Annotated in this window: 17 protein-coding genes and 1 pseudogene; 13 read left to right on the forward strand and 5 right to left on the reverse strand. The window is 60.5% G+C overall.

Annotated elements, in window-relative coordinates; all coding sequences use genetic code 11:
• Positions 1-624 carry a glutathione S-transferase family protein gene (locus tag QF039_RS19285; RefSeq protein WP_003217226.1) on the reverse strand — a complete coding sequence of 208 codons (624 nt, stop codon included), beginning with the start codon at positions 622-624 and terminating at the stop codon, positions 1-3.
• 57 nt (positions 625-681) lie between these two features.
• Positions 682-1,341: a transglutaminase family protein gene (locus tag QF039_RS19290; RefSeq protein WP_307520139.1), complete on the reverse strand. Its 660-nt coding sequence runs from the start codon at positions 1,339-1,341 to the stop codon at positions 682-684.
• 192 nt (positions 1,342-1,533) lie between these two features.
• Here QF039_RS19290 and QF039_RS19295 point away from each other — a divergent pair, with 192 nt between their 5' ends.
• Entirely contained in the window at positions 1,534-3,981 is a 2,448-nt protein-coding gene (locus QF039_RS19295; protein ID WP_307520140.1) for an acyl-CoA dehydrogenase, read from the forward strand.
• 231 nt (positions 3,982-4,212) lie between these two features.
• Positions 4,213-4,620 carry a PA2817 family protein gene (locus QF039_RS19300; protein ID WP_003217220.1) on the forward strand — a complete coding sequence of 136 codons (408 nt, stop codon included), beginning with the start codon at positions 4,213-4,215 and terminating at the stop codon, positions 4,618-4,620.
• 142 nt (positions 4,621-4,762) lie between these two features.
• Here QF039_RS19300 and QF039_RS19305 read toward each other — a convergent pair whose 3' ends face one another.
• Positions 4,763-5,695, reverse strand: coding sequence for a LysR family transcriptional regulator (locus tag QF039_RS19305; protein WP_003217218.1), 933 nt, complete (start codon positions 5,693-5,695; stop codon positions 4,763-4,765).
• A gap of 91 nt (positions 5,696-5,786) precedes the next feature.
• On the opposite strand from QF039_RS19305, the gene QF039_RS19310 reads away from it, so the two are divergent.
• Positions 5,787-6,413: an alanyl-tRNA editing protein gene (locus QF039_RS19310; protein ID WP_307522997.1), complete on the forward strand. Its 627-nt coding sequence runs from the start codon at positions 5,787-5,789 to the stop codon at positions 6,411-6,413.
• Here the strand turns inward: QF039_RS19310 and QF039_RS19315 are convergent, their stop codons facing one another.
• Positions 6,414-7,982 carry an alkaline phosphatase gene (locus QF039_RS19315; protein WP_307520143.1) on the reverse strand — a complete coding sequence of 523 codons (1,569 nt, stop codon included), beginning with the start codon at positions 7,980-7,982 and terminating at the stop codon, positions 6,414-6,416. It lies immediately after the preceding gene.
• A complete protein-coding gene (locus QF039_RS19320) occupies positions 7,982-8,536 on the reverse strand; it encodes a GNAT family N-acetyltransferase (protein ID WP_307520144.1) in 555 nt (184 codons plus the stop codon). The genes QF039_RS19315 and QF039_RS19320 overlap by 1 nt, the downstream gene beginning before the upstream one ends.
• A gap of 189 nt (positions 8,537-8,725) precedes the next feature.
• Here QF039_RS19320 and QF039_RS19325 point away from each other — a divergent pair, with 189 nt between their 5' ends.
• The 10 genes and pseudogenes from QF039_RS19325 (at position 8,726) to QF039_RS19375 (ending at position 19,390) form a co-directional block, all read left to right on the forward strand.
• Complete coding sequence (locus QF039_RS19325) at positions 8,726-9,133, forward strand: biopolymer transporter ExbD (protein WP_307520146.1); 408 nt, start codon at positions 8,726-8,728, stop codon at positions 9,131-9,133.
• A gap of 2 nt (positions 9,134-9,135) precedes the next feature.
• Positions 9,136-9,873, forward strand: coding sequence for an energy transducer TonB (locus QF039_RS19330; protein WP_307520148.1), 738 nt, complete (start codon positions 9,136-9,138; stop codon positions 9,871-9,873).
• A gap of 24 nt (positions 9,874-9,897) precedes the next feature.
• Positions 9,898-12,180, forward strand: a complete 2,283-nt coding sequence (locus tag QF039_RS19335) for a TonB-dependent receptor (RefSeq protein ID WP_307520150.1) — start codon at positions 9,898-9,900, stop codon at positions 12,178-12,180.
• 17 nt (positions 12,181-12,197) lie between these two features.
• Complete coding sequence (locus QF039_RS19340) at positions 12,198-12,845, forward strand: MotA/TolQ/ExbB proton channel family protein (RefSeq protein ID WP_003217203.1); 648 nt, start codon at positions 12,198-12,200, stop codon at positions 12,843-12,845.
• Positions 12,846-12,901: 56 nt separating this feature from the next.
• Positions 12,902-14,119 carry a phospholipase D-like domain-containing protein gene (locus QF039_RS19345; protein ID WP_003217201.1) on the forward strand — a complete coding sequence of 406 codons (1,218 nt, stop codon included), beginning with the start codon at positions 12,902-12,904 and terminating at the stop codon, positions 14,117-14,119.
• Between the two features lie 116 nt (positions 14,120-14,235).
• Positions 14,236-14,562 (forward strand): hypothetical protein, encoded by a 327-nt coding sequence (locus QF039_RS19350; RefSeq protein ID WP_087695362.1) that lies wholly within the window; start codon positions 14,236-14,238, stop codon positions 14,560-14,562.
• On the forward strand, positions 14,559-15,104 hold the full coding sequence (locus QF039_RS19355) for a hypothetical protein (protein ID WP_307520154.1): 546 nt from the start codon (positions 14,559-14,561) through the stop codon (positions 15,102-15,104). The genes QF039_RS19350 and QF039_RS19355 overlap by 4 nt, the downstream gene beginning before the upstream one ends.
• 210 nt (positions 15,105-15,314) lie before the next feature.
• Positions 15,315-16,115: a type IVB secretion system protein IcmH/DotU gene (icmH, locus tag QF039_RS19360; protein WP_373462027.1), complete on the forward strand. Its 801-nt coding sequence runs from the start codon at positions 15,315-15,317 to the stop codon at positions 16,113-16,115.
• Positions 16,116-16,144: 29 nt separating this feature from the next.
• Positions 16,145-18,512 (forward strand): annotated as a pseudogene (locus tag QF039_RS33765) (type VI secretion system Vgr family protein).
• Positions 18,512-19,390, forward strand: coding sequence for a VRR-NUC domain-containing protein (locus QF039_RS19375; RefSeq protein ID WP_307520164.1), 879 nt, complete (start codon positions 18,512-18,514; stop codon positions 19,388-19,390). The pseudogene QF039_RS33765 and the gene QF039_RS19375 overlap by 1 nt, the downstream one beginning before the upstream one ends.
• Position 19,391: the final 1 nt, after the last annotated feature.

Consider the following 19,391-nt stretch of genomic DNA (forward strand, 5'->3'; position numbering starts at 1 on the left):
TCAGGTCAACGCGGTCATGACCGATTTCTGATAGGCCGGACGCTGGCGCAGCCGCTGGTACCAGGCTTCCAGGTTAGGCATCGACGGGCGTTCGATGGGCATTTCGAACCAGGCATAAATGAAGCTGCCCAAGGGAATATCGCCCATGCCGATCTCGCTGCCGGACAGGTAAGGTTGCGTGGCCAAGGCCTGATCCACCGTCTGCAAAACATCGATGCAGGCCTGGCGACCGGCGTTGATGGTGTCCCAGTTCTGTTTTTCAGCCGGGGTTCGCAGCACGCCCCAGAACACGGTCTTGAACGGTTCGGCCAGGGTCGAGGTGGTCCAGTCCATCCACTTTTCAGCGTTGGCCCGGGCTTGCAGCTCGCTGGGGTACCAGTTCGAATCCGGCGCATGTTTGGCGGCCAGGTAGCGCACGATGGTGTTGGATTCCCACAGCACAAAGTCGCCATCTTCAATCATCGGCACCCGGCCATTGGGGTTCAGCGCGCGGTATTGCGGCGTGTCGACCACACCAAAAGCCCCGCCCGCATCAATTGCCTCATAGTCCAGGCCGAGCTCCTCGGCGCACCACAGTGCTTTCCTGACATTTGACGAATTTTTACGACCCCAGATTTTCAGCATGACCGCCCCGATTTTGAAAAAGATGGTTGGATGAATGCCGGGGCAGCATACGCCGGATCACGTTCGGCTTAAATCACTCTGCATGTCCCCCAGCAGGATCGGCATCTGCTCGCCAAACAGGTGCGGGTAACATTTCTGGATGTGGGCGAAGAAGAATTCCTCGGGCACCTCGGCAAATTGCCCATGGTCCACCACGTACTCCATGGAGCGCTGGCCCTTGCGGTTGAAGGCGTGGAAAACACTGTCGTGAATGCCGTCGAACTCCAGGGGTGGCACATCGAACAGTTCACACAGTTGCTGGTTGAATGCGGGCGTGGCCTTGACCCAACGGCCATCCAGATACAGTTCGGTGTAGCCATGCATGGCAAATACGTCACTTCTGAGCAGCTCGATCAAACGGGGCGTCGAGAGGTGGTTACGCACGTCGGCCAGGCCGATGCGCGCCGGGATCCCGCAGTGCCTTGCGCACGCCGCCAGCAATGTTGCCTTGGGCACGCAATAACTCTCGCCGGCCGCCAGTGCAAAGCTGCCGCTGAGGGTTTGCGGGTCGCGACTGAAGGTATAGGGGTTATAGCGCACCGCCTCGCGCACAGCGTAGTAAAGACTGACTGCCTGGTCACGAAGTGCGGCACTCGAACCGCGATGTTTTTCGGCGAACTCCACCACCGCAGGGTGGTCACTATCGATGAAGCGGCCGGGATTCAAGTACGCATTCATGAGGTTGATCTCCGAGGCAAGCCTTGAGTCTAACCACAGGCCTGCTCTCTGCGATAACGACGATTCGGCCAAATGTCGGCGCCTGGTGGTGATTCGACCTGGCACACCACGTAACACCCTCGTCACCCCGCTTGTTCGGATGCCGACTAAGCTCTGAGGTGATTTCGCACCTGGTTTCACGGAGGATTGAATATGCTGTTGTTGTGGATACTGGTTCTGGTGGTGGGCATTGCCTACCTGGCGCACCGGCGCATCGCGCCCCTGCCCGCCATCGGCGTGGTCGCCGTCTACCTGTTGGCGATGGGCGCCTTCAGCCATGCACCAGGCTGGTTGCTGCTGATCTTCTGGGTGCTGATCGCCGTGGTAGCCGCCCCGCTGCTGCTGCCGGACCTGCGCCGCAAGTACTTCACCGCGCCGCTGTTCAACTGGTTCCAGAAAGTCCTGCCGCCGATGTCCGAGACCGAGCGCGACGCCATCGACGCCGGCACCGTGTGGTGGGACGGCGAGCTGTTCAGCGGCCGCCCCGACTGGGACAAGCTGCTGGCCTATCCCAAGGCGCAACTGACTGAAGAAGAACAAGCCTTCATCGACGGCCCTACCGAAGAACTGTGCGCCATGGTCACCGACTGGGAAATCGGCCAGGCCATGGACCTGCCCCCCGCCGCCTGGGAACACATCAAGCAGCATGGCTTTTTTGCCCTGATCATCCCCAAGGAGTTCGGCGGCAAAGGCTTCTCCGCCTATGCCCACTCCCAGGTCGCGATGAAGCTGGCGACCCGCAGCGGCGACCTCGCCTCCACGGTCATGGTCCCCAACTCCCTGGGCCCGGCCGAATTGCTGCTGCACTACGGCACCGATGAACAACGCAACCATTACCTGCCACGCCTGGCCCGTGGCGACGATATCCCGTGCTTTGCCCTGACCGGCCCACTGGCCGGTTCCGATGCTGGCTCCATGCCCGACACCGGGGTGATCTGCAAAGGCGAATGGGAAGGCAAGGAAACCCTCGGCCTGCGCCTGAACTGGGAAAAACGCTACATCACCCTCGGCCCGGTAGCGACTTTGCTCGGCCTGGCCTTCAAGGCCCATGACCCGGATCATCTGCTGGGCGACAAAGAAGACCTGGGCATCAGCCTCGCGCTGATCCCCACCGACACCCCGGGTGTTGAAATTGGCCGCCGTCACCTGCCACTGGGCGCCGCGTTCATGAACGGCCCCAACTCCGGCAAGGATGTTTTCATTCCGCTGGAATTCCTGATCGGTGGCCAGGAAATGCTCGGCAAGGGCTGGATGATGCTGATGAACTGCCTGTCGGTAGGCCGTTCGATTTCCCTGCCTGCCGTCGGAACGGGCGCGGCCAAGTTCACCAGCCTGGTGACCGGCCAGTACGCCCAGGTGCGTGAGCAGTTCAACGTACCGCTGGCGGCCTTTGAAGGCATCCAGGAAGCCCTGGCCCGCATCGGCGGCAACGCGTGGCTGATGGACAGCGCGCGGATGCTCACCGCCAACGCGGTCGACCTCGGGGAGAAACCCTCGGTACTGTCGGCGATCCTCAAGTACCACCTGACCGAACGCGGCCGCGAATGCATCAGCCACGCGATGGACGTACACGGCGGCAAGGGCACCATCATGGGCCCCAACAACTACCTGGGTCGCAGCTGGCAGGGCGCGCCGATCTTCATCACCGTGGAAGGCGCGAATATCCTCTCGCGCAACCTGATGATCTTCGGCCAGGGCGCAATTCGCTGCCATCCGTTCGTCCTCAAGGAAATGGCCTTGGCCGGTCGCGAAGACCATGACCAGGCGCTGAAGGAATTCGACGGCCTGCTGCTGCAGCACATCGGCTTTGCCGTAAGCAACGCCGCCAGCACCCTGGTGTTGAACCTCGGTTTCGGTCACTTCGAAAAGGCTCCGGGCAACAGCCTGAGCCAGGGCTATTTCCGCGCACTCAACCGTCAGGCCGCGGCGTTTGCGATGCTGGCGGACCTGAGCATGATGCTGCTGGGCGGCGAGTTGAAACGACGCGAACGCCTGTCGGCACGTCTTGGTGATGTGCTGAGCCACATGTACCTGGCATCGGCTGCACTCAAGCGTTATCACGACCTGGATTCGCCAGACCACCTGGAACCGCTGTTCGCCTGGGCCATGGAAGAGAGCCTTGGCCACTCCGAGCGTGCACTGGATGAACTGCTGACCAACTTCCCGAGCAAGGTGTTGGGTTGTCTGTTGCGGGTGATCGTGTTCCCGTTCGGCCGCCGTCATAAAGGCCCGTCCGATGCGCTGGATGCCGAAGTGGCCGCAGTGCTCGGTCGCGCCAAGGGTGACCCGACCCTGGAAGCGGTGCTGGCGGGCTGCTATCGCCCACAGTCTGCAGAAGATCCGGTGGGCGCCCTGCAACATGCCTACGACCTGTTGGCCGACAGCCATCCGTTGCAGAAAAAACTCCACGAAGGCCTCAAGAGCGGCCAGGTCAAACCGACCGCGGGCGAACACGCCATCGATGCCGCGCTGCATGCCGGCGTGCTGCAACCGGCCGAGGCGCAGACCCTGCGTGACGCTGAAGCGGCGCGGCGCAAGGTGATCGACGTGGATGATTTCAGCAAGGAAGAACTGAGCCAGGCCGAGGGAAAAGTCCGCTGATCCCAGCGGTCATATAAAAACGGGTAGAGTGCCCTGCCTCACAAATACTGATCCCTTTTGACGGCGTCTGTTGTCGTCATGCTGCGTTGCCGCTCCTCGCCATAGCAAGCTATGACTCGTCGCGGCGCCTTGCCTGACAACAACAGCCACTCGTCAAAAGGAATCGTATTTGTGAGGCAAGGCACCGAGCTATATACTCTCGCGCCCGTTTTGCTCTTGAGGACTTATCTCGTGTCCAACGTCGTTGCCGATCATCTCGTCTTGCTCGACCACCTGCGCAGCATCCTGGTTGCCGTCGGCGAAGCCGAACAGGTTCCCGAGGAAAGCCACCTCCTGTTCCTGGAGCGCTTCGATGAACTGCGCGCCTTGCTGCCCATCGACCCGATCGAAAGCCAGTACCTGGGCCAGGACATGATGAGCCAGGTCATCCTGCGCTACCCGCAAATTGCTCACCTGGTACCGCGCGACCTGCTGTGGTTCTTCGGTGGCGACTGCCTGCACTTCATGCCCGACGACGAGCTGGACCTGTACCAGGCCCTGGAAGAACGTCGCTTCGAAGCTGAACAGAACGACGAACCGTTCGACTGGAACCAGGAAAAGCAGTTATTGGCCATGTCCAATGACCAGCCCAAGCACTGATTTCAGGGCTCACGCAGATCAAATGTGGGAGCGGCGGTGCGACGGTTCGACTTGCTCGCGAATGCGATGGTTCAGTCAATATTTTAGGTGACTGAACCACCGCATTCGCGAGCAAGCCCGCTCCCACATTTAAACTGTATTCCTACCGTTTCTTCAGCGTCGGCTCTTTGGCCATGCACTCCACCAGATAATCAATAAACACCCGCAACTTCGGCGGCAGGTACCTCGTCGGCGAATGCAGTAGCCACGCATCCCCGTGGTACGACGCAATGAAATCCCACCCCGGCAACACCTGCACCACCTCCCCCGCCTCCAGCGCATGCCGCGCCGTGAAATACGGCAAGCTGCCAATCCCCACATGTTGCAATACCGCATCCAGCCGCACGCCTGTGTGATTCGCCGCATACCGCCCGCGCACGCCCACCGTCACCGCCTTGCTGCCCTGGCGAAACTTCCAGCGCGCATCCCCCGGCGTCTCACCCAGGTAGATGCAACTGTGCTCCAGCAAATCATGGGGATGCTGCGGCGTACCATGCTCCGCCAGGTACCGCGGCGTGGCGCAGATCAAATGCTCGATCGGCAGCAACTGGCGCCCCACCAACCCCGGCGGCGGGCTGTCGGTGATGCGGATGCTCAGGTCGACATTGTCGTCAATCAGGTCCACATGCCGGTCCTCCAGGATCAACTGCACGTCGACCTTGGGATAACGCCGCAAAAACTCCGGCATATGCGGATGCACCACAAAACGCCCTACCGCCTTGGGCACGCTGACCCGCACCAGCCCTTCGGCTTCATGGGTGTATTGGCCGCTGATTTCCATCACCGACCGCGCAGCACTGACCATTTCCTGGCAGCGCTTGAACACCTCTTCGCCGCCTTCGCTGAGGCGCAATTTGCGCGTGGTGCGTTGCAACAGGCGAGTCGCCAGGGCCTTTTCCAGGCGTGAGATGCTGCGGCTCACGGAGGACGGTGATGCTCCCAGTTGGCGCGCAGCCTCGGAGAAGCTGCCGGTTTCCACCACCTTGACGAAAATCGCCATTTCGCCCAGCAGCGGTAAGGGAAGATTGATGCTCATGACGCACAAGTCCATTGAGATTTGAACGGATTATCACCCATTGGTGCACTTCTTATACTGCCGGTTAGAAACCCTGATGCGGATATAAATGATGACCCAGCGCCTGTTTTTTACCCATGACCACCTGAATGCCGAACTTGAAGTGTTGGGATGCACACCTTTTGATAACCAGTTTGCGGTAATCCTGCAGTCCACAATCTTCCATCCACAAGGTGGCGGCCAGCCCTGCGACACCGGCTGGCTCGGGGCAAGCCAGGTGTTGAAGGTGGTGCAGGAAAGCGATCATGTCGTGCATTACGTAGACCGCCCCGTGGCTCCCGGCGTGATCCAGGCACGCGTCGACGAAGACCGCCGCACCTTGCACACGCGCCTGCACTCGGCCGGGCATCTTATCGGCAATGCCGGTGAAACCCTGGGCTGGATGCCGATCAAGGCTCATCACTGGCCGGGCGAAGGCAAGATCACCTTTATTCGCGGCACCTCGGCCCAGGCCATGGACGCCGAGGCGATCCAGCGGCAAGTCGACCAATGGATCGCCGCCAACCTGCCGCGCCATATGGCCCTGGATGACGGTACGCGGCAAGTGGGTTTTGGCGACCTGCCGGCCTATGCCTGCGGCGGCACGCATGTGCAGGCATTGGGGGACGTGGGTCAGGTGACGATCCTGGCCCTCTCCGAGAAAAAGGGTGCATTGTCGGTGCGCTATACCCTGAACTGACTAAACCGCAATCGCCCCCGCCCTGCCCGGTTCCACCAAAAACGACTTGAGGGTCGAGACGCTGGCGTTCGGATCCCGGGGATCGGAAATCACCCGGAAGTTCGTCAGCATATTCCTCTCCTCAAGCGCCACCGACACATAGCCGCGCTGGCGGCTGTCGAAAAACTTCACATGGGGATTGAGGGGCAGGATCGCACTGAACGCATCAAATGGCGGCCCGTCAGACGTCACCGACGTGCCGACAAACTCGGTCGCGACCACGGGCGAATCCGGATTCCCTGCGTCAGCGTGCAGGTCCGTCGTCCAGAACGAGTGAATATCGCCGCCCCAGAACACCGGGTTATTCACCTTTCTGCGCACCATCGACGCAAGCATCCGCTCACGGTTGGCCATGTAACCATCCCAGCCATCTGTCCAGCGGCCGGGCTTGTGGTTGGTCAGGTCACGTTGCGTAAGCGGCGCGACCAACAGGTCCTGGGCGATCACGTTCCATTGTGCCCGGGACTCGGCAAAACCCTGATCCAGCCAAGCCTCCTGCTCCCAGCCGAGCATGGTGCGACGGGGATCGCGCAGGTCGGCACAGGTATTCGCGGCCACATGCCCCTTGTGGCTGCCATTGGCCAGGATGCATGGCTGCTCGGAGCGGTACTGACGCCCATCCAGCACATGGAAACGCGCCAGCCGGCCGTAATCCAAACGCCGATAGAGGCGCATGTCCGGCCCGCGCGGCAGGCTGCTGGCCCGCAGCGGCATGTGCTCGTAGAAGGCCTGGTAGGCCGCCGCCCGCTGCTTGAGAAAACTCGTCACCGGGATGTTCGGGTCCTGGGACCACTGGCTGGCATAGTCGTTTTGCACTTCGTGATCGTCCCAGGTGACCACACTGGGCGCCGCAGCATGCAGTGCCTGCAAATCCGGATCGGTCTTGTACAGGGCGTAGCGGTTGCGGTAATCCACCAGATTCAACGCATTGCCGCTGCCGTGGGGGCGAATGATCTTGCCGGAATCAGCCGCGTAGGAACTGTCATAGATGTAATCCCCGAGGAAAAACACCAGGTCAGGCTGCTCGGCGGCCAAATGCCGATAGGCGCTGAAGTAGCCTCGCTCCCAATGGGAGCAGGAGACAAAACCCAGCTGCGCCGATGCCATGGCATGCACCGCCGGCGCTGTGCGCGACTGGCCCACCGGGCTTTGCGCACCGAGGCCCTCGAACTGGTACCAGTAAGGTCGACCCGCCTCCAACCCGCTCACTTCCACATGCACCGAATGGGCGAAACGCTCGCTGGCCATCACCTCGCCCTGGCGCACAACGTGCGTCATCGCTGCATCGCGGGCCACCTTCCAGCGCACCGGCACCGCGCGGCTCAAGCCACCCCGACCGTCGGCGGCATTGAACAGCGGCGCGAGGCGCGTCCAGATCACGAAACCATCGGGCAATGGATCGCCTGACGCCACACCGAGGGTGAAGGGATAGTCGATGCCTGCACTACGGGCAAACGGGCTGAGGATCGAAAACGCCGTGGCAACTGCAAGCCCGCCCAGTACGCGACGGCGATCGTGATTCACGCTCATCAACTGCGCTCCGTCCAATCGGCACGCACCAGGCCATACAACAACATGTCCTCGTGCACCCCATTCTTGAGGAAGGCACCCTTCATGCACCCTTCGTAACCCAAGCCAATTTTTTCCATGACCCGAGCGGACCCTTTGTTACGAGCAAAGCACTGGCTGCCCACACGCTGCAGCGCCAATTCGCTGAACCCAAACGCCATGATCTGCGCCGCTGCTTCGGCGGCATAACCCTGGCTTCGAGAATGGGCGGCCACCCAATACCCGAGATGCCCACTTCGATGAGCAGCAGATAATCTGAGACTGATCACGCCGATCAATTCGCCGGTTTCCCGCAGATGAATACCCAGCCCCAGTGAATGCCCCGAGCGGTAATTCTCTGCCTGGCCATCAATAAAGGCGTGTGCGGTTTCCAAGGTGTAAGGCGATGGAATCGCAGCCGTGTTGTTCGCAATATCGGGATCGTTGGCCAGCACCGACAACGTCTCGGCCTGCTCCTTTTGCAGAGGCTTCAACAGCAGTCGCGGGGTGGATAAATGCGGCAGTGCAATGCTCATGCAGGCGGACTCGCGAAATAAATTCTCCAAGAATGTACCCGCGTCGTGTCAGTTTCATTACGTAGATAAATAGACCCACGAGTCGTCTGTAAGACGCGCCCTAGAGCCTTAAAAGCTTAAATTAAAGTTAACCATTCGGTCATTTTTGGTTGCTAGCGTGTCGCCCCTAATCAACTGCGGGGTAGCGGAATGAGAACTTGGGATGAACCCAAAAAACGCAAGGCACACATCGAACTGATCCCGATGATCGACGTGATGATGTTCCTGTTGGTGTTTTTTGTACTGGTGAGTTTGAACGTGATTCCGGCCCTGGGCATGAAGACTCATCTGCCGAGCGCCAGCAGTTCACAGCAGCTCAAGCCGCAAAATAAATTCATCCTGACCCTGGGCCTGGAAGGTCAGCTGCAGCTCGATGGCAAGGACCTGACCGTCGACGCGCTGGTGCCTGCACTCAAGGCCGGCGAGAAGCCAGACACCAAGTCGACGATCATCGTCAACAGCGACAAAGGCGTGGAAGTGTCGCGCCTGGTCGAGGTGATGGACACCCTGCGCCTGGGTGGCTTTACCTCTGTCTCCATCGCCACGAAAAAGTCCTGATCATGTATGCCTTGTTTCGTGCGCGTCGGCTGCTGGGCAGTGTCCCGGCCCTGATCGCCCTGGTGCTGATTGCACTGGGTATCCAGTCCCAACCCCTGAAGATCCAGCCGCAGTACGACGAGTCGGCGGTTGAACTCGCGCTGGTCGAGCCCGAGCCGGAAGTGGTCCCCGAGCCCGTGGTGGAAGAACCGCCGCCACCGCCGCCGGTGATCGAAGACGAGGAGGCCGAACCTGCCCCTCCGCCTCCGCCACCCAAGCCGATCCCCAAACCACTGCCAAAGCCTGAGCCCAAGCCAAAACCGGTGCCCAAGCCCGTGGTCGCCAAGCCAACGCCTGTGCCTGCGCCAGCTCCGGTGGCCGCCAAGCCGGTGCAAGCCGCTCCCGCACCAACGCCGGCCCCCACCGCTCCGCCGGCGCCGCCGAAAGTCGACGGCCAGGCACTGGAAGGCGGCTACCTCAAGGGCTTGCGCAACGAGTTGGACACCTACAAGCAATACCCCACCGGGCGCCAGGCGTCCCTTGAACGCCCGAGTGGCGAGGTGGTGGTCTGGTTAATGGTGGACCGCCAAGGCCGCGTCCTCGACTCCGGGATCCAGACCCCGGCGCCGAGCATGCTGCTCAACCGGGCCGCCACCAACAGCCTGCGCCGTATCAAGCAGGTGAAACCGTTCCCCGAACAAGCCTTCGGTGGACGTAACGAGCAGCGCTTCACCGCCACCTTCAACTACAGCGTGCAATAAGCACACACCACCAGGACGACAGTGATGAAGTTCACCCGGATTCATCTGGCACTCGTTGCCGCGACGAGCATGACCCATGGAGTGGTCATGGCAGATACCAGCGACAGTGACGTCGGGACTATTGGGGTACAGGGCAAGGCAACCGCTGGGGGCGGTTACATGGTCCAGGAAGAGAGCGCCAAGGGCCGCTCGACCATCACCAAGGAAGCGTTGGACAAACAGACGGCCACCGGCAACGCCATCGACAAGCTCAAGTACACCCCGGGCCTGAACATCTCCAGTGAAGACAACACCGGCCTCTCGGGCTTCCGCTTCACCATGCGCGGCATGAACTCCGACCAGGTCGGTATGTCGGTGGACGGCATGCCGATCAACGACTCCGGCAACTACGCGTTGTACTCCAATCTGTTGGGCGACCCGGAAAACATCGACCAGATTTTCGTCACCCAGGGCTCGTCGGAAGCCGACGGCCCGCACATCGGTTCCAGCGGCGGCAACATCGGCATCGTGACCATTCGCCCCACCAAGGAAACCGGTGCCTTCGTCAAGCAAGTGGTCGGCAGCAACGCCACCCGCAAGACCTTTGCCCGCCTCAATACCGGTGAAGTCAACGGCCTGAGCAACTGGCTGTCGGCCTCCCACACCGAAGGCCAGATGTGGCGCGGCTCGGGTGCCGTACGTGCGGACAAGGTGGAGTGGAACAGCTTCTTCGACGCCGGCAACGGCAACACCGCCAACCTGATCCTCAAGTACCACGAGCAGGACAACAACAGTTACAGCCAGTTGACCAAGGCACAGTTCCAGCAGTACGGCCGCAAGTACGACCCGTACCCGGCGACACCGGCGGTGGGCGCCAACGGCAAGGTCAGCAGCTACTACGACCTGGCGCAGAACCCGTTCCAGACCTTTACCGCCGTGCTCAACACCCAGTACAAGCTGAGCGACAACCTGTCCCTCTCGGTGATCCCGTATTACTACTACGGCAACGGCAGCGGCGTGGGCTCCTCGGCCTATGCGCTGAACAGTGGCTCGAACAAGGGCGGCGTTTTCGACCTCGGCAACCTGCCGACACAGGCTCAATACAACGCCGACGGTTCCGCGACCACCGGCGTCTACTACCGCCCTTCGCGCACCCAGACCTGGCGCCCGGGCATCACCACCAAGCTGAACTGGGACCTGGGCGACCACAGCCTGCAATTCGGCTACTGGTATGAACGCGCCCGCCAAAGCCAGACCCAACCGTTCATTGCCCTCAAGAACAACGGCAAGCCAAGCGATACCTGGCCCGACGGCAACTCCGTGGTCGACGCCAACGGCAACACCGTACAGGGTCGCGACCGCTACACCGTGACGCCGGCGCAAAAGGTCTGGACCCAGGACACCTGGTACATCAACTCGGACTGGACGTTGATCGCGGGCATTGCCTACATGAACGTCGAGCGTGACGGCACCAACCACGGCAGCCTCACCGAGCAACCCGGCAAGGCCAGCCAGACCTACAACAAACTGCTGCCCAACGCCGGCCTGAAATACCAGCTCGACGAGCGTGACCAGTTGTTCTACAGCCTGTCGCGCAACATGCGTATTCCACAGAACTACGTGCTGTACGACAAAGGCGTCGGCTCCCTCGACTCCAAGCCGGAACTCAGCTGGAACCAGGAACTGGGCTGGCGCTACACCGGCGAAGACAGCACCCTCGCCGCGACCCTGTTCTACATGCAGTTCAAGAATCGCCAGCTCACCTCCCTGGACAGCAACGGTGATTCCGCCGACATCAACGCCGGCACCGTCATCAACAAAGGCCTGGAACTGGAGTGGAGCGGCAAGCTGCCGCACAACTTCAACTACTACACCTCCTACACCTACACCAGCTCCAAGCAGCAGGACGACCTGACCGTGTTCAGCGCCGGCAAGCCGATCGTGCTGCCCACCAGCGGCAAGCAGTTCGCCAACGTGCCGACCAACATGCTGGCGGCCAACATCGGCTATGACGACGGGCGCTTCTACGGCACCTTCGGCGGCAAGTTCACCAGCAAGCTCTATGGCGACCTGACCAACGACGAAGCCATCTCCGCCCGCACCATCTTCAACCTCGGCGCCGGTATCTACCTGCCGGTGGACAAGAAAGTCGTCAAGGACGCAACCCTGCGCCTGAACGTCGACAACCTGTTCGACAAGAAGTACCTGGACGGCGTGTACACCACCAAGACCAACTCGGCGAGCTACAGCGGTTTCCGCGATGGCGACCCGGCCTACATCGTTGGGCTTGACCGCACCGTCACCGTTTCCCTGGAAGCCAATTTCTAACTGCGAGGCTCAGCATCATGGACATGAACCTGCTTCACCAAATCACCTTTTATGTGATGTACGCCGCACTGGCGATTGCAATCTTCATCACCATCGAACGTGGCATCTACTTCGCCTACGTGCGCCGCCAGGCCCGTGCATTGACCGAAGTGCTGGGCGCCAATGTGCACAGCGAACGCGACCTGCCGGAAAACCTGACTCGCCGTGACAGCCTGCCGCTGAGCATGGTGCTGCCGATCCTGGCGCAGAAGGCGTCCCATGGTTCGCGCAAGGACCTGGACGACGAGATCGAAACCCAGTACCTCAAGACCCGCGCGCCGCTGTCGCGCAGCCTGTGGATCATCGAAACCATCACCACCGCCGCGCCGCTGCTCGGCCTGTTGGGGACCATCCTCGGCATCATCGACACCTTCAAGGCGCTGGCCAGTGCCGGTGTGTCCGACCCGGGCCAGATTTCCGGTGGTATCGGTACGGCCCTGTTCGCCACGGGTTTGGGTATCGCCATCGCGCTGTTCTGCGTGGTGTTCCACAACTTCTTCCAGGACAGCCTGGAGCGTATCAACGACCAGCTGAAAATCCTGCTGATCCGCGCTGCAACCGGTGCCCGCGTGCAGGGTGAAGTGCCGCACCTGGTACCGACCCCGCTGCACACCCGCACTGCGTGACCTTCCCGGGGCGGGCGCATCATGCGCCCGCCCTTTTTTTGCCCGATGAGACGCCTATGTCCATATCGCTGAAATTACGTATCGCCGGCCTTGCAGGCCTGCTCCTCAGTCCGCTTGCCCAGGCGGACTTTTCAATTCCGGGATTTGAGTTGGTACACACCGTGCCAGTGGACACCCAACTTGGCACCGCCGATCTGCGCCAGCCCGGCCCCGTGTGGATCCAGCTGTTCGACGGCGCGAAAAGCCGCATCGACATCGGCCAGTTCTACGCGGCCGACCATCCTGGCTCGGTGATGGACAAGGTGATTGAACACCTGGAAGCCGCCGGCAAACGCGGGGTGAAAATTCGCTTCCTGCTGGAAGAAAAAGGCGTGCGGCTGTCGGAAGCCTCGACCCTGGAGCGCCTGAAAGCCATTCCCAACCTGACCTTCCGCATCCTGCCCTATGGCAAGCTGAGTGGCGGGATCATCCACGCCAAGTACATGGTAGTGGATGGCAAGCAGGCGTTTATCGGCAGCCAGAACTTCGACTGGCGTTCGCTGGAGCATATCCACGAAACCGGGCTGTTGATCAGTGATGCAAACGTCGTCGCCCAGACCCAGGCCATTTTTGAACAGGACTGGCAGGCCCAGGCTGCGTTGGCCGACAACCAGCCTGTTGCCCTGCCCGCCACAGGCGCCACACCAGCACGCACCGGCAACTACCTGGTAGCCAGCCCCCAGCGCTACAACCCGCCGGGTGTGGGTGATTCGCAGCTGGAACTGCCACGTCTGCTGGGAGAGGCGAAAAAGGAAGTGCGCGTACAACTGCTGGACTACGCGCCGCTGTCCTATGGACCTGACAGAACCCGGCCTTACTACGCGATGATCGACAATGCAGTGCGTGCAGCGGCAGCGCGCGGGGTCTCGATCAAGTTGATGGTATCCAACTGGAACACCGAAGCACTGGAATTGCCGTACCTGAAAAGCCTGGCGGTGCTGCCGAATGTCGAGGTCAAGATCGTCACGCTGCCCGAGGCCAGGCAAGGATTTATTCCTTATGCGCGGGTGATCCACAGCAAGACCATGGAAATCGACGGGCAAGTGGCGTGGGTGGGCACCAGTAACTGGCTGGGCGGTTATTTCGATAACTCGCGCAACCTGGAAGTGGTGATGCGCAGTGAGGCGATGGCCAAGCGTGTGGGAGATTTACACGAGCAACTGTGGGACGGGCCGTATGCCAAGGCATTGGACGTGACAAGCGAGTACCCGGAGCCGCATCCGGGCAAGCCGTGAGCCGTTGCCTGCAAATCCCATGATTTGCGGGCAATGTCACATTGCCAGATATGAATGTTGCACTTTTCCGCCGTTGCGCTGACCAACCCTGCACACCTCATGGATGGAGAGCAGGGATGAACACCACACGCAATGGACTGTACGGTACGGCGCTGGTTTGGGCGGCCATCGGGCTGGCAGGTTGTGCCAATTCCATGACCTCCACCGGGGTGCCGGGGGTGAAGATGGGCGACAGCTATGAGCAGGTACTCGCCGTGGTCAGCCGTGACAATACGGTGACCAGGAAGATCGACGGGCAGGGATTCCGGGCTGAGGGTTACTCGCAGACATTCAGGGATTGTCGCAGCACATATTTTATCTTCCAGGGCGCCGATGGCTTGCAGATGGTCAGCCATGAGCCCGCGCCGCATCTGTCGGTCAGCCAGAACTGCCGCCAGCCATGAGCACTTTACGTGTCATTCCCGCCCTGTTCCTGGTGCTCCTCAGCGGCTGCGGCCAGGTGTATAACATCCGCTCCCTCAACACCGCCTACACGGCGCCGCCCGCCACCGAGACGGCGCGCGTGCGCGTGATCAGCGACGGCATGGTGCGTGCAGTGCCAGGGCGCGACTGCCTGGACTGGAATGTTCCCGGCGCCGGCGTGATGGTCTCAGCCAAATCCGGCTTCGCCGACCGCAATGGTGCAAGCCTCGGTATGCCGGGGCCGATCTATACCTGGGACGGTGCGGTGTCATCCGAACTGCTGATTCCAGCGAACACGCCCATCGCCTTTCACTACATCGGGCTGCCGCAAGCTGGCCGGCAATGTTTCAACACCATGACGTTTATCCCCAAGTCCGGCATGGACTACATGGTGCGCGCATCCCTGTCCCGCAGTTGTGCGTTCGAGCTGGCGGAACTGCCGAAGGGTGCCGAACGATGGAGTCCGATTGAGCCGACGCCGTCGGGAAGGCTGTCCATGTGCCACGCGATGGATAACTTCTAGGGATTCGGACGCCACGTGGAGCGAGGCATTGCGTCCTCGCCCACAAAATACAGGCAAAACCGACAGCCTTTTACGTCCTCAATTGTAGGATCGCTCTTGATCTCCCACGCTCTATTGAGTCGCCAAATCTTGTCAGCCTAGAGTGACACCAGCAACGAAAAAGCAGAACTCACGTTGCACCTCTTAACCTGCAAGAGTGTAGACAACACGATGAGTGATGCCCCATCGAATACAGCCCTCCACACAAAACCCGTTGCTTCGCCCGAGCCGGGAGCCACAGGCTCCAGCCCCGCCCCCTTGCTGGCCGACCCTGAGTTCGATATGCGCGGCCTGGCTTGGAACCCGCTGTGTGATGCGGCTACGCCTCTGATCGGGCTGGTCATCCGGCTGCGCCGTTTGGACCGGCACGATAATGTGCCCGCGCTGTACCAAAGCGTCAGCAACCAAATCACCACGATCATGGAAGAAGTCCGTCAGCTCGACTATGACGCCGGCATGCTCAAAGCCTACTCCTACAGCCTGTGCCTGCTGTTGGACGAGGTGGTCATGAGCACTACCTGGGGCAAGTCCTCCACTTGGAGTGCACGCTCACTGCTCAGTCAGTTTCATGAGGAGACGTGGGGCGGCGAAAAATTCTTTACCGTCATGAACAACATGATCCCCGAAGCGGCCAGGTACCAGCATGTGCTGGAGTTCATGTACCAGTGCCTGGTCTCCGGTCTCAAAGGCAAATACGGCGCCCATGCCAAGGGCGATGACGAAATACAGAAGATCATCAACCAACTGCACGGCCTGTTGCGCCCGCTGCGCGGCGAGACACCCAAACGCCTGACTGATCCACTGAAAAATGTCGCGCCGCGCAATTACCGGATCAAACGTGCCTGGCCGCTCTGGACGCCGTGGGCACTGGCTACCGTCGTACTGGTCACCGCGTACGCGATCTACACCCTGCGCTTGAACGCCCTTACACGAGAGGTACTTGTCTCACTGGACAAAATTCTCAAGCTCTAACCCCTGCGCGAAAACCACCAGGAGGCCCGATGCCCCGTCAAAGCGACCTGCGCTACACCTTCGAACCGCTACGGGGCGATCCCTTCGAAGTGGTCTCGTTCACCCTTGAGGAGGGCCTGTCTCAGCCGTTCAAACTCACGCTGGAACTGGTCAGCCATCACCCGGCCATCGACTTCTACCGCGTGCTCGACCTGGCCGCGCTGTTCACCATCTGGCGCGGCTACTCGCCGGTACGCTACGTCCACGGACTGGTCAGCCTATTCACCCAAGGCGACACCGGCTTTCGCCGTACCCGCTACACCGCCGTGATCGAACCGACCCTGGCCCGCTTCGACCTGCGCTCCAACTGGCGCATCTTCCAGGGCCAGACCGTGCCCGACATCATCATCAGCATGCTGGCCGAACAGAAACTGACCGACGTCAAAACCTACCTCTGCTTCGATCATCAACCTCGCGAGTACTGCGTACAAGCTGGCGAAACCGACCTTGATTTCATCGCTCGCCTGGCTGCCGAAGAAGGCCTGCTCTATACCTTCGAACACCGCGCCGATGGCCACACCCTATGGCTCACCGACCGCGTCGGCGGCTTGGGCACCATCGGCACCCACACCGACTGCCCGGTGGTCTACCAGCCCATGAGCGGCGGCGACGCCATGGAACCGGCCCTGAACCGCTTCCACTACACCGAACAGGTACGCACCGCCGTGCAGGTGCAGCGCGACTACACCTTCACCCATCCGCGCTACAGCCAGCAGCATACCGCCACCGGCGATCAGGACCTGAACAACCAGCACAAGGATTACGAACGCTACGACTACCCTGGCCGCTACAAGCGTGACATCGCCGGCAAGCCCTTCACCAAGACCCGCCTGGCTGCGCTGCGCAATGACGCCAAGCTGGCGCACCTGGAAGGCGACGACGCGCGCCTGCAACCGGGGTTGGCTTTCGACCTCAACGAGCATCCACGGGAGGATTTCAATGACCGTTGGCGCACCATCGCCATCACCCATGCAGGCAAGCAGCACACCAGCTTGCAGGAGGAATCGTTCGGCAGCGGCCTCGGCACTTCCTACGAAATGAAAGCCAGCGCCATCCGCTGGACCTCCGACTGGAAAGCGCCCCTGCGCAAGAAACCCTGCATCGACGGCCCCCAGATTGCGACGGTGGTGGGCCCTCCCGGTGAGGAGATCTACTGCGACGAATGGGGCCGGGTCAAAGTGCAGTTCCCGTGGGACCGCTCGGACAAAAACAACGACCACAGCTCCTGCTGGATCCGCGTCACCCAGGGCTGGGCCGGGGCGACCTGGGGCTCCATGGCGATCCCGGCGGGTGGGTCAGGAACTGGTGATCAGCTATTTAGATGGCGATCCTGACCAGCCTATTGCCACGGGAACCGCGTACCGGCAAACCAACCTACCGCCCTACCCGCTGCCCAAACACAAGACACGGATGACCATCAAGAGCCGAACCCATAAGGGCGAAGGCTTCAATGAACTGCGCTTTGAGGATGAGCTGGGCCAGGAGGAAGTGTTTATCCACGCCGAGAAAGACAAGAACGTTCATATCAAGCACAACAACACGACATTCGTGGGCAATGATCGCAGCGAAAAAGTCGAACACGACGAGCAGGTTGAAATCGGCCATAACCGCAGCGAACGAGTGGGCAACGATGAGCGCATTGCAGTTGTTCAAGACCAGCATCTGGAGATCGGACGTGATCGAACTCAGACGCTGGGGCGTAATCTTCACACCAGTATCGGCGGTGACCGGGTTGAGGAGATTGCCAACAACCGACATGACAAGATTGCCGCTGACCATGACATCCAGATCGGCGGCAGTGCAGAGCACTCAGTCCGCAATCGCTATCGCCTGTCTGCAGGGCAACGCATTGAGCAAAAAACGCCTGTGTTCGATATCACATCGAGCCAGCGCATTGTGCTGAAGGCTCCAGGTGGCAGCATCACGATTGACCACGATGGCATTACCCTTGACGGGCTGACCATCAAAATCAAAGGCCCCGTCACCACCTATCCAATCGGTACGGGCAATCCGCTGGGTAGCCCGCAATCATCTCCCGAACCGCCCGGGGCATTCCTGGGGCGTTACACCCTTCTGAAGAACGATCAGCGTGCCTTTGCAGGCTATCAATATCGCATTACGGATGGCGCCACTCTCCTGACCGAAGGACTGACCTGCTCCCTGGGCGGAACCGACTGGACGGCTACCGAAGCATCCAGGTCAGTGCAGGCCCATAAGGCAATCATGCGCGACGATCAGCGAATCACCGAAACCTGGCAGCCCTATCTAATGGCCCTCGATGATCAAGCCTCACCCGTCGAGGCCAAGGCTATTTTTACTGATGACTTTCTCGATCAGCACAGCGGAGATCTCGACTGATGCCCGGTCCTCTCGCCCCCGTTGTCGCTCGCATTATTGATGGCGCCTACCGGGCCTACCGTGCGAATCAGGCGTTTGAAAACACTAAAACCGCCGCCGAGCTGGCCCAGCTTGCCGTGGAGATTGCCGAGCGCAGGAAACAGATCAAGGACACGCTTCGCGCCACCATTGAAGCAATGACGCGGGAAATCGAGGTCAAGAGTTCGACCTTTGCCGTCGTAGATCGCGGCGGCAACAGCACCGTCTCTCGCAGAGGTCAAGAGAACATCGAATTCAAGGAGTACATCGAGCGCAAGGTGCCTTTTCGTCCGGCGATCAGCCAAGTCTGCGCGCTTGCCCTGCAGATGCCGATCAAAGTACCACGGCGCATCAGCAAGAAAATTGCCGGCGACACCGTGAAAACCACGATTGAAGTCGCACTAAAACAATTTACCGCCTCGTTGTTCTTTGAGGCCGTAGACGAGGCGCTGGAGTGGCGTAGCCCACTCAAATCAGAACCGAACTACAACGCCACCAGCAAGAAGGCATTGCTTGGGACCCCTGCAACGCGCCCCAAACGATTCGGCAGCGATATCCAGCCATTTTGGCCACGCCCGAAGGGATTGCTGGCACCCGACCTGGTCGTCGTTGAATACCGACAGGAACCGTTTGAAAACGACAATGTGTTCGCGGCGGTGGAGATCAAGTTTCCGGGAGATTGGGTGGTTAAAAAGCAAATATCAGATTACGCGAACCTGATGAAACCCGTAACAGGCGTCAACCCGGACAAAATCGGCAGAGAGAAAGTTGCGCTGTTGCGGGTGCCGGAAGATTGCACTGGCTTTGAAGCGGATGAGAAGAGTCGTTCCACACCTAAAGGCAACAAAAACAGGAGGTAGG

This window comes from Pseudomonas sp. W2I6, assembly GCF_030815935.1.
Lineage (GTDB): Bacteria > Pseudomonadota > Gammaproteobacteria > Pseudomonadales > Pseudomonadaceae > Aquipseudomonas.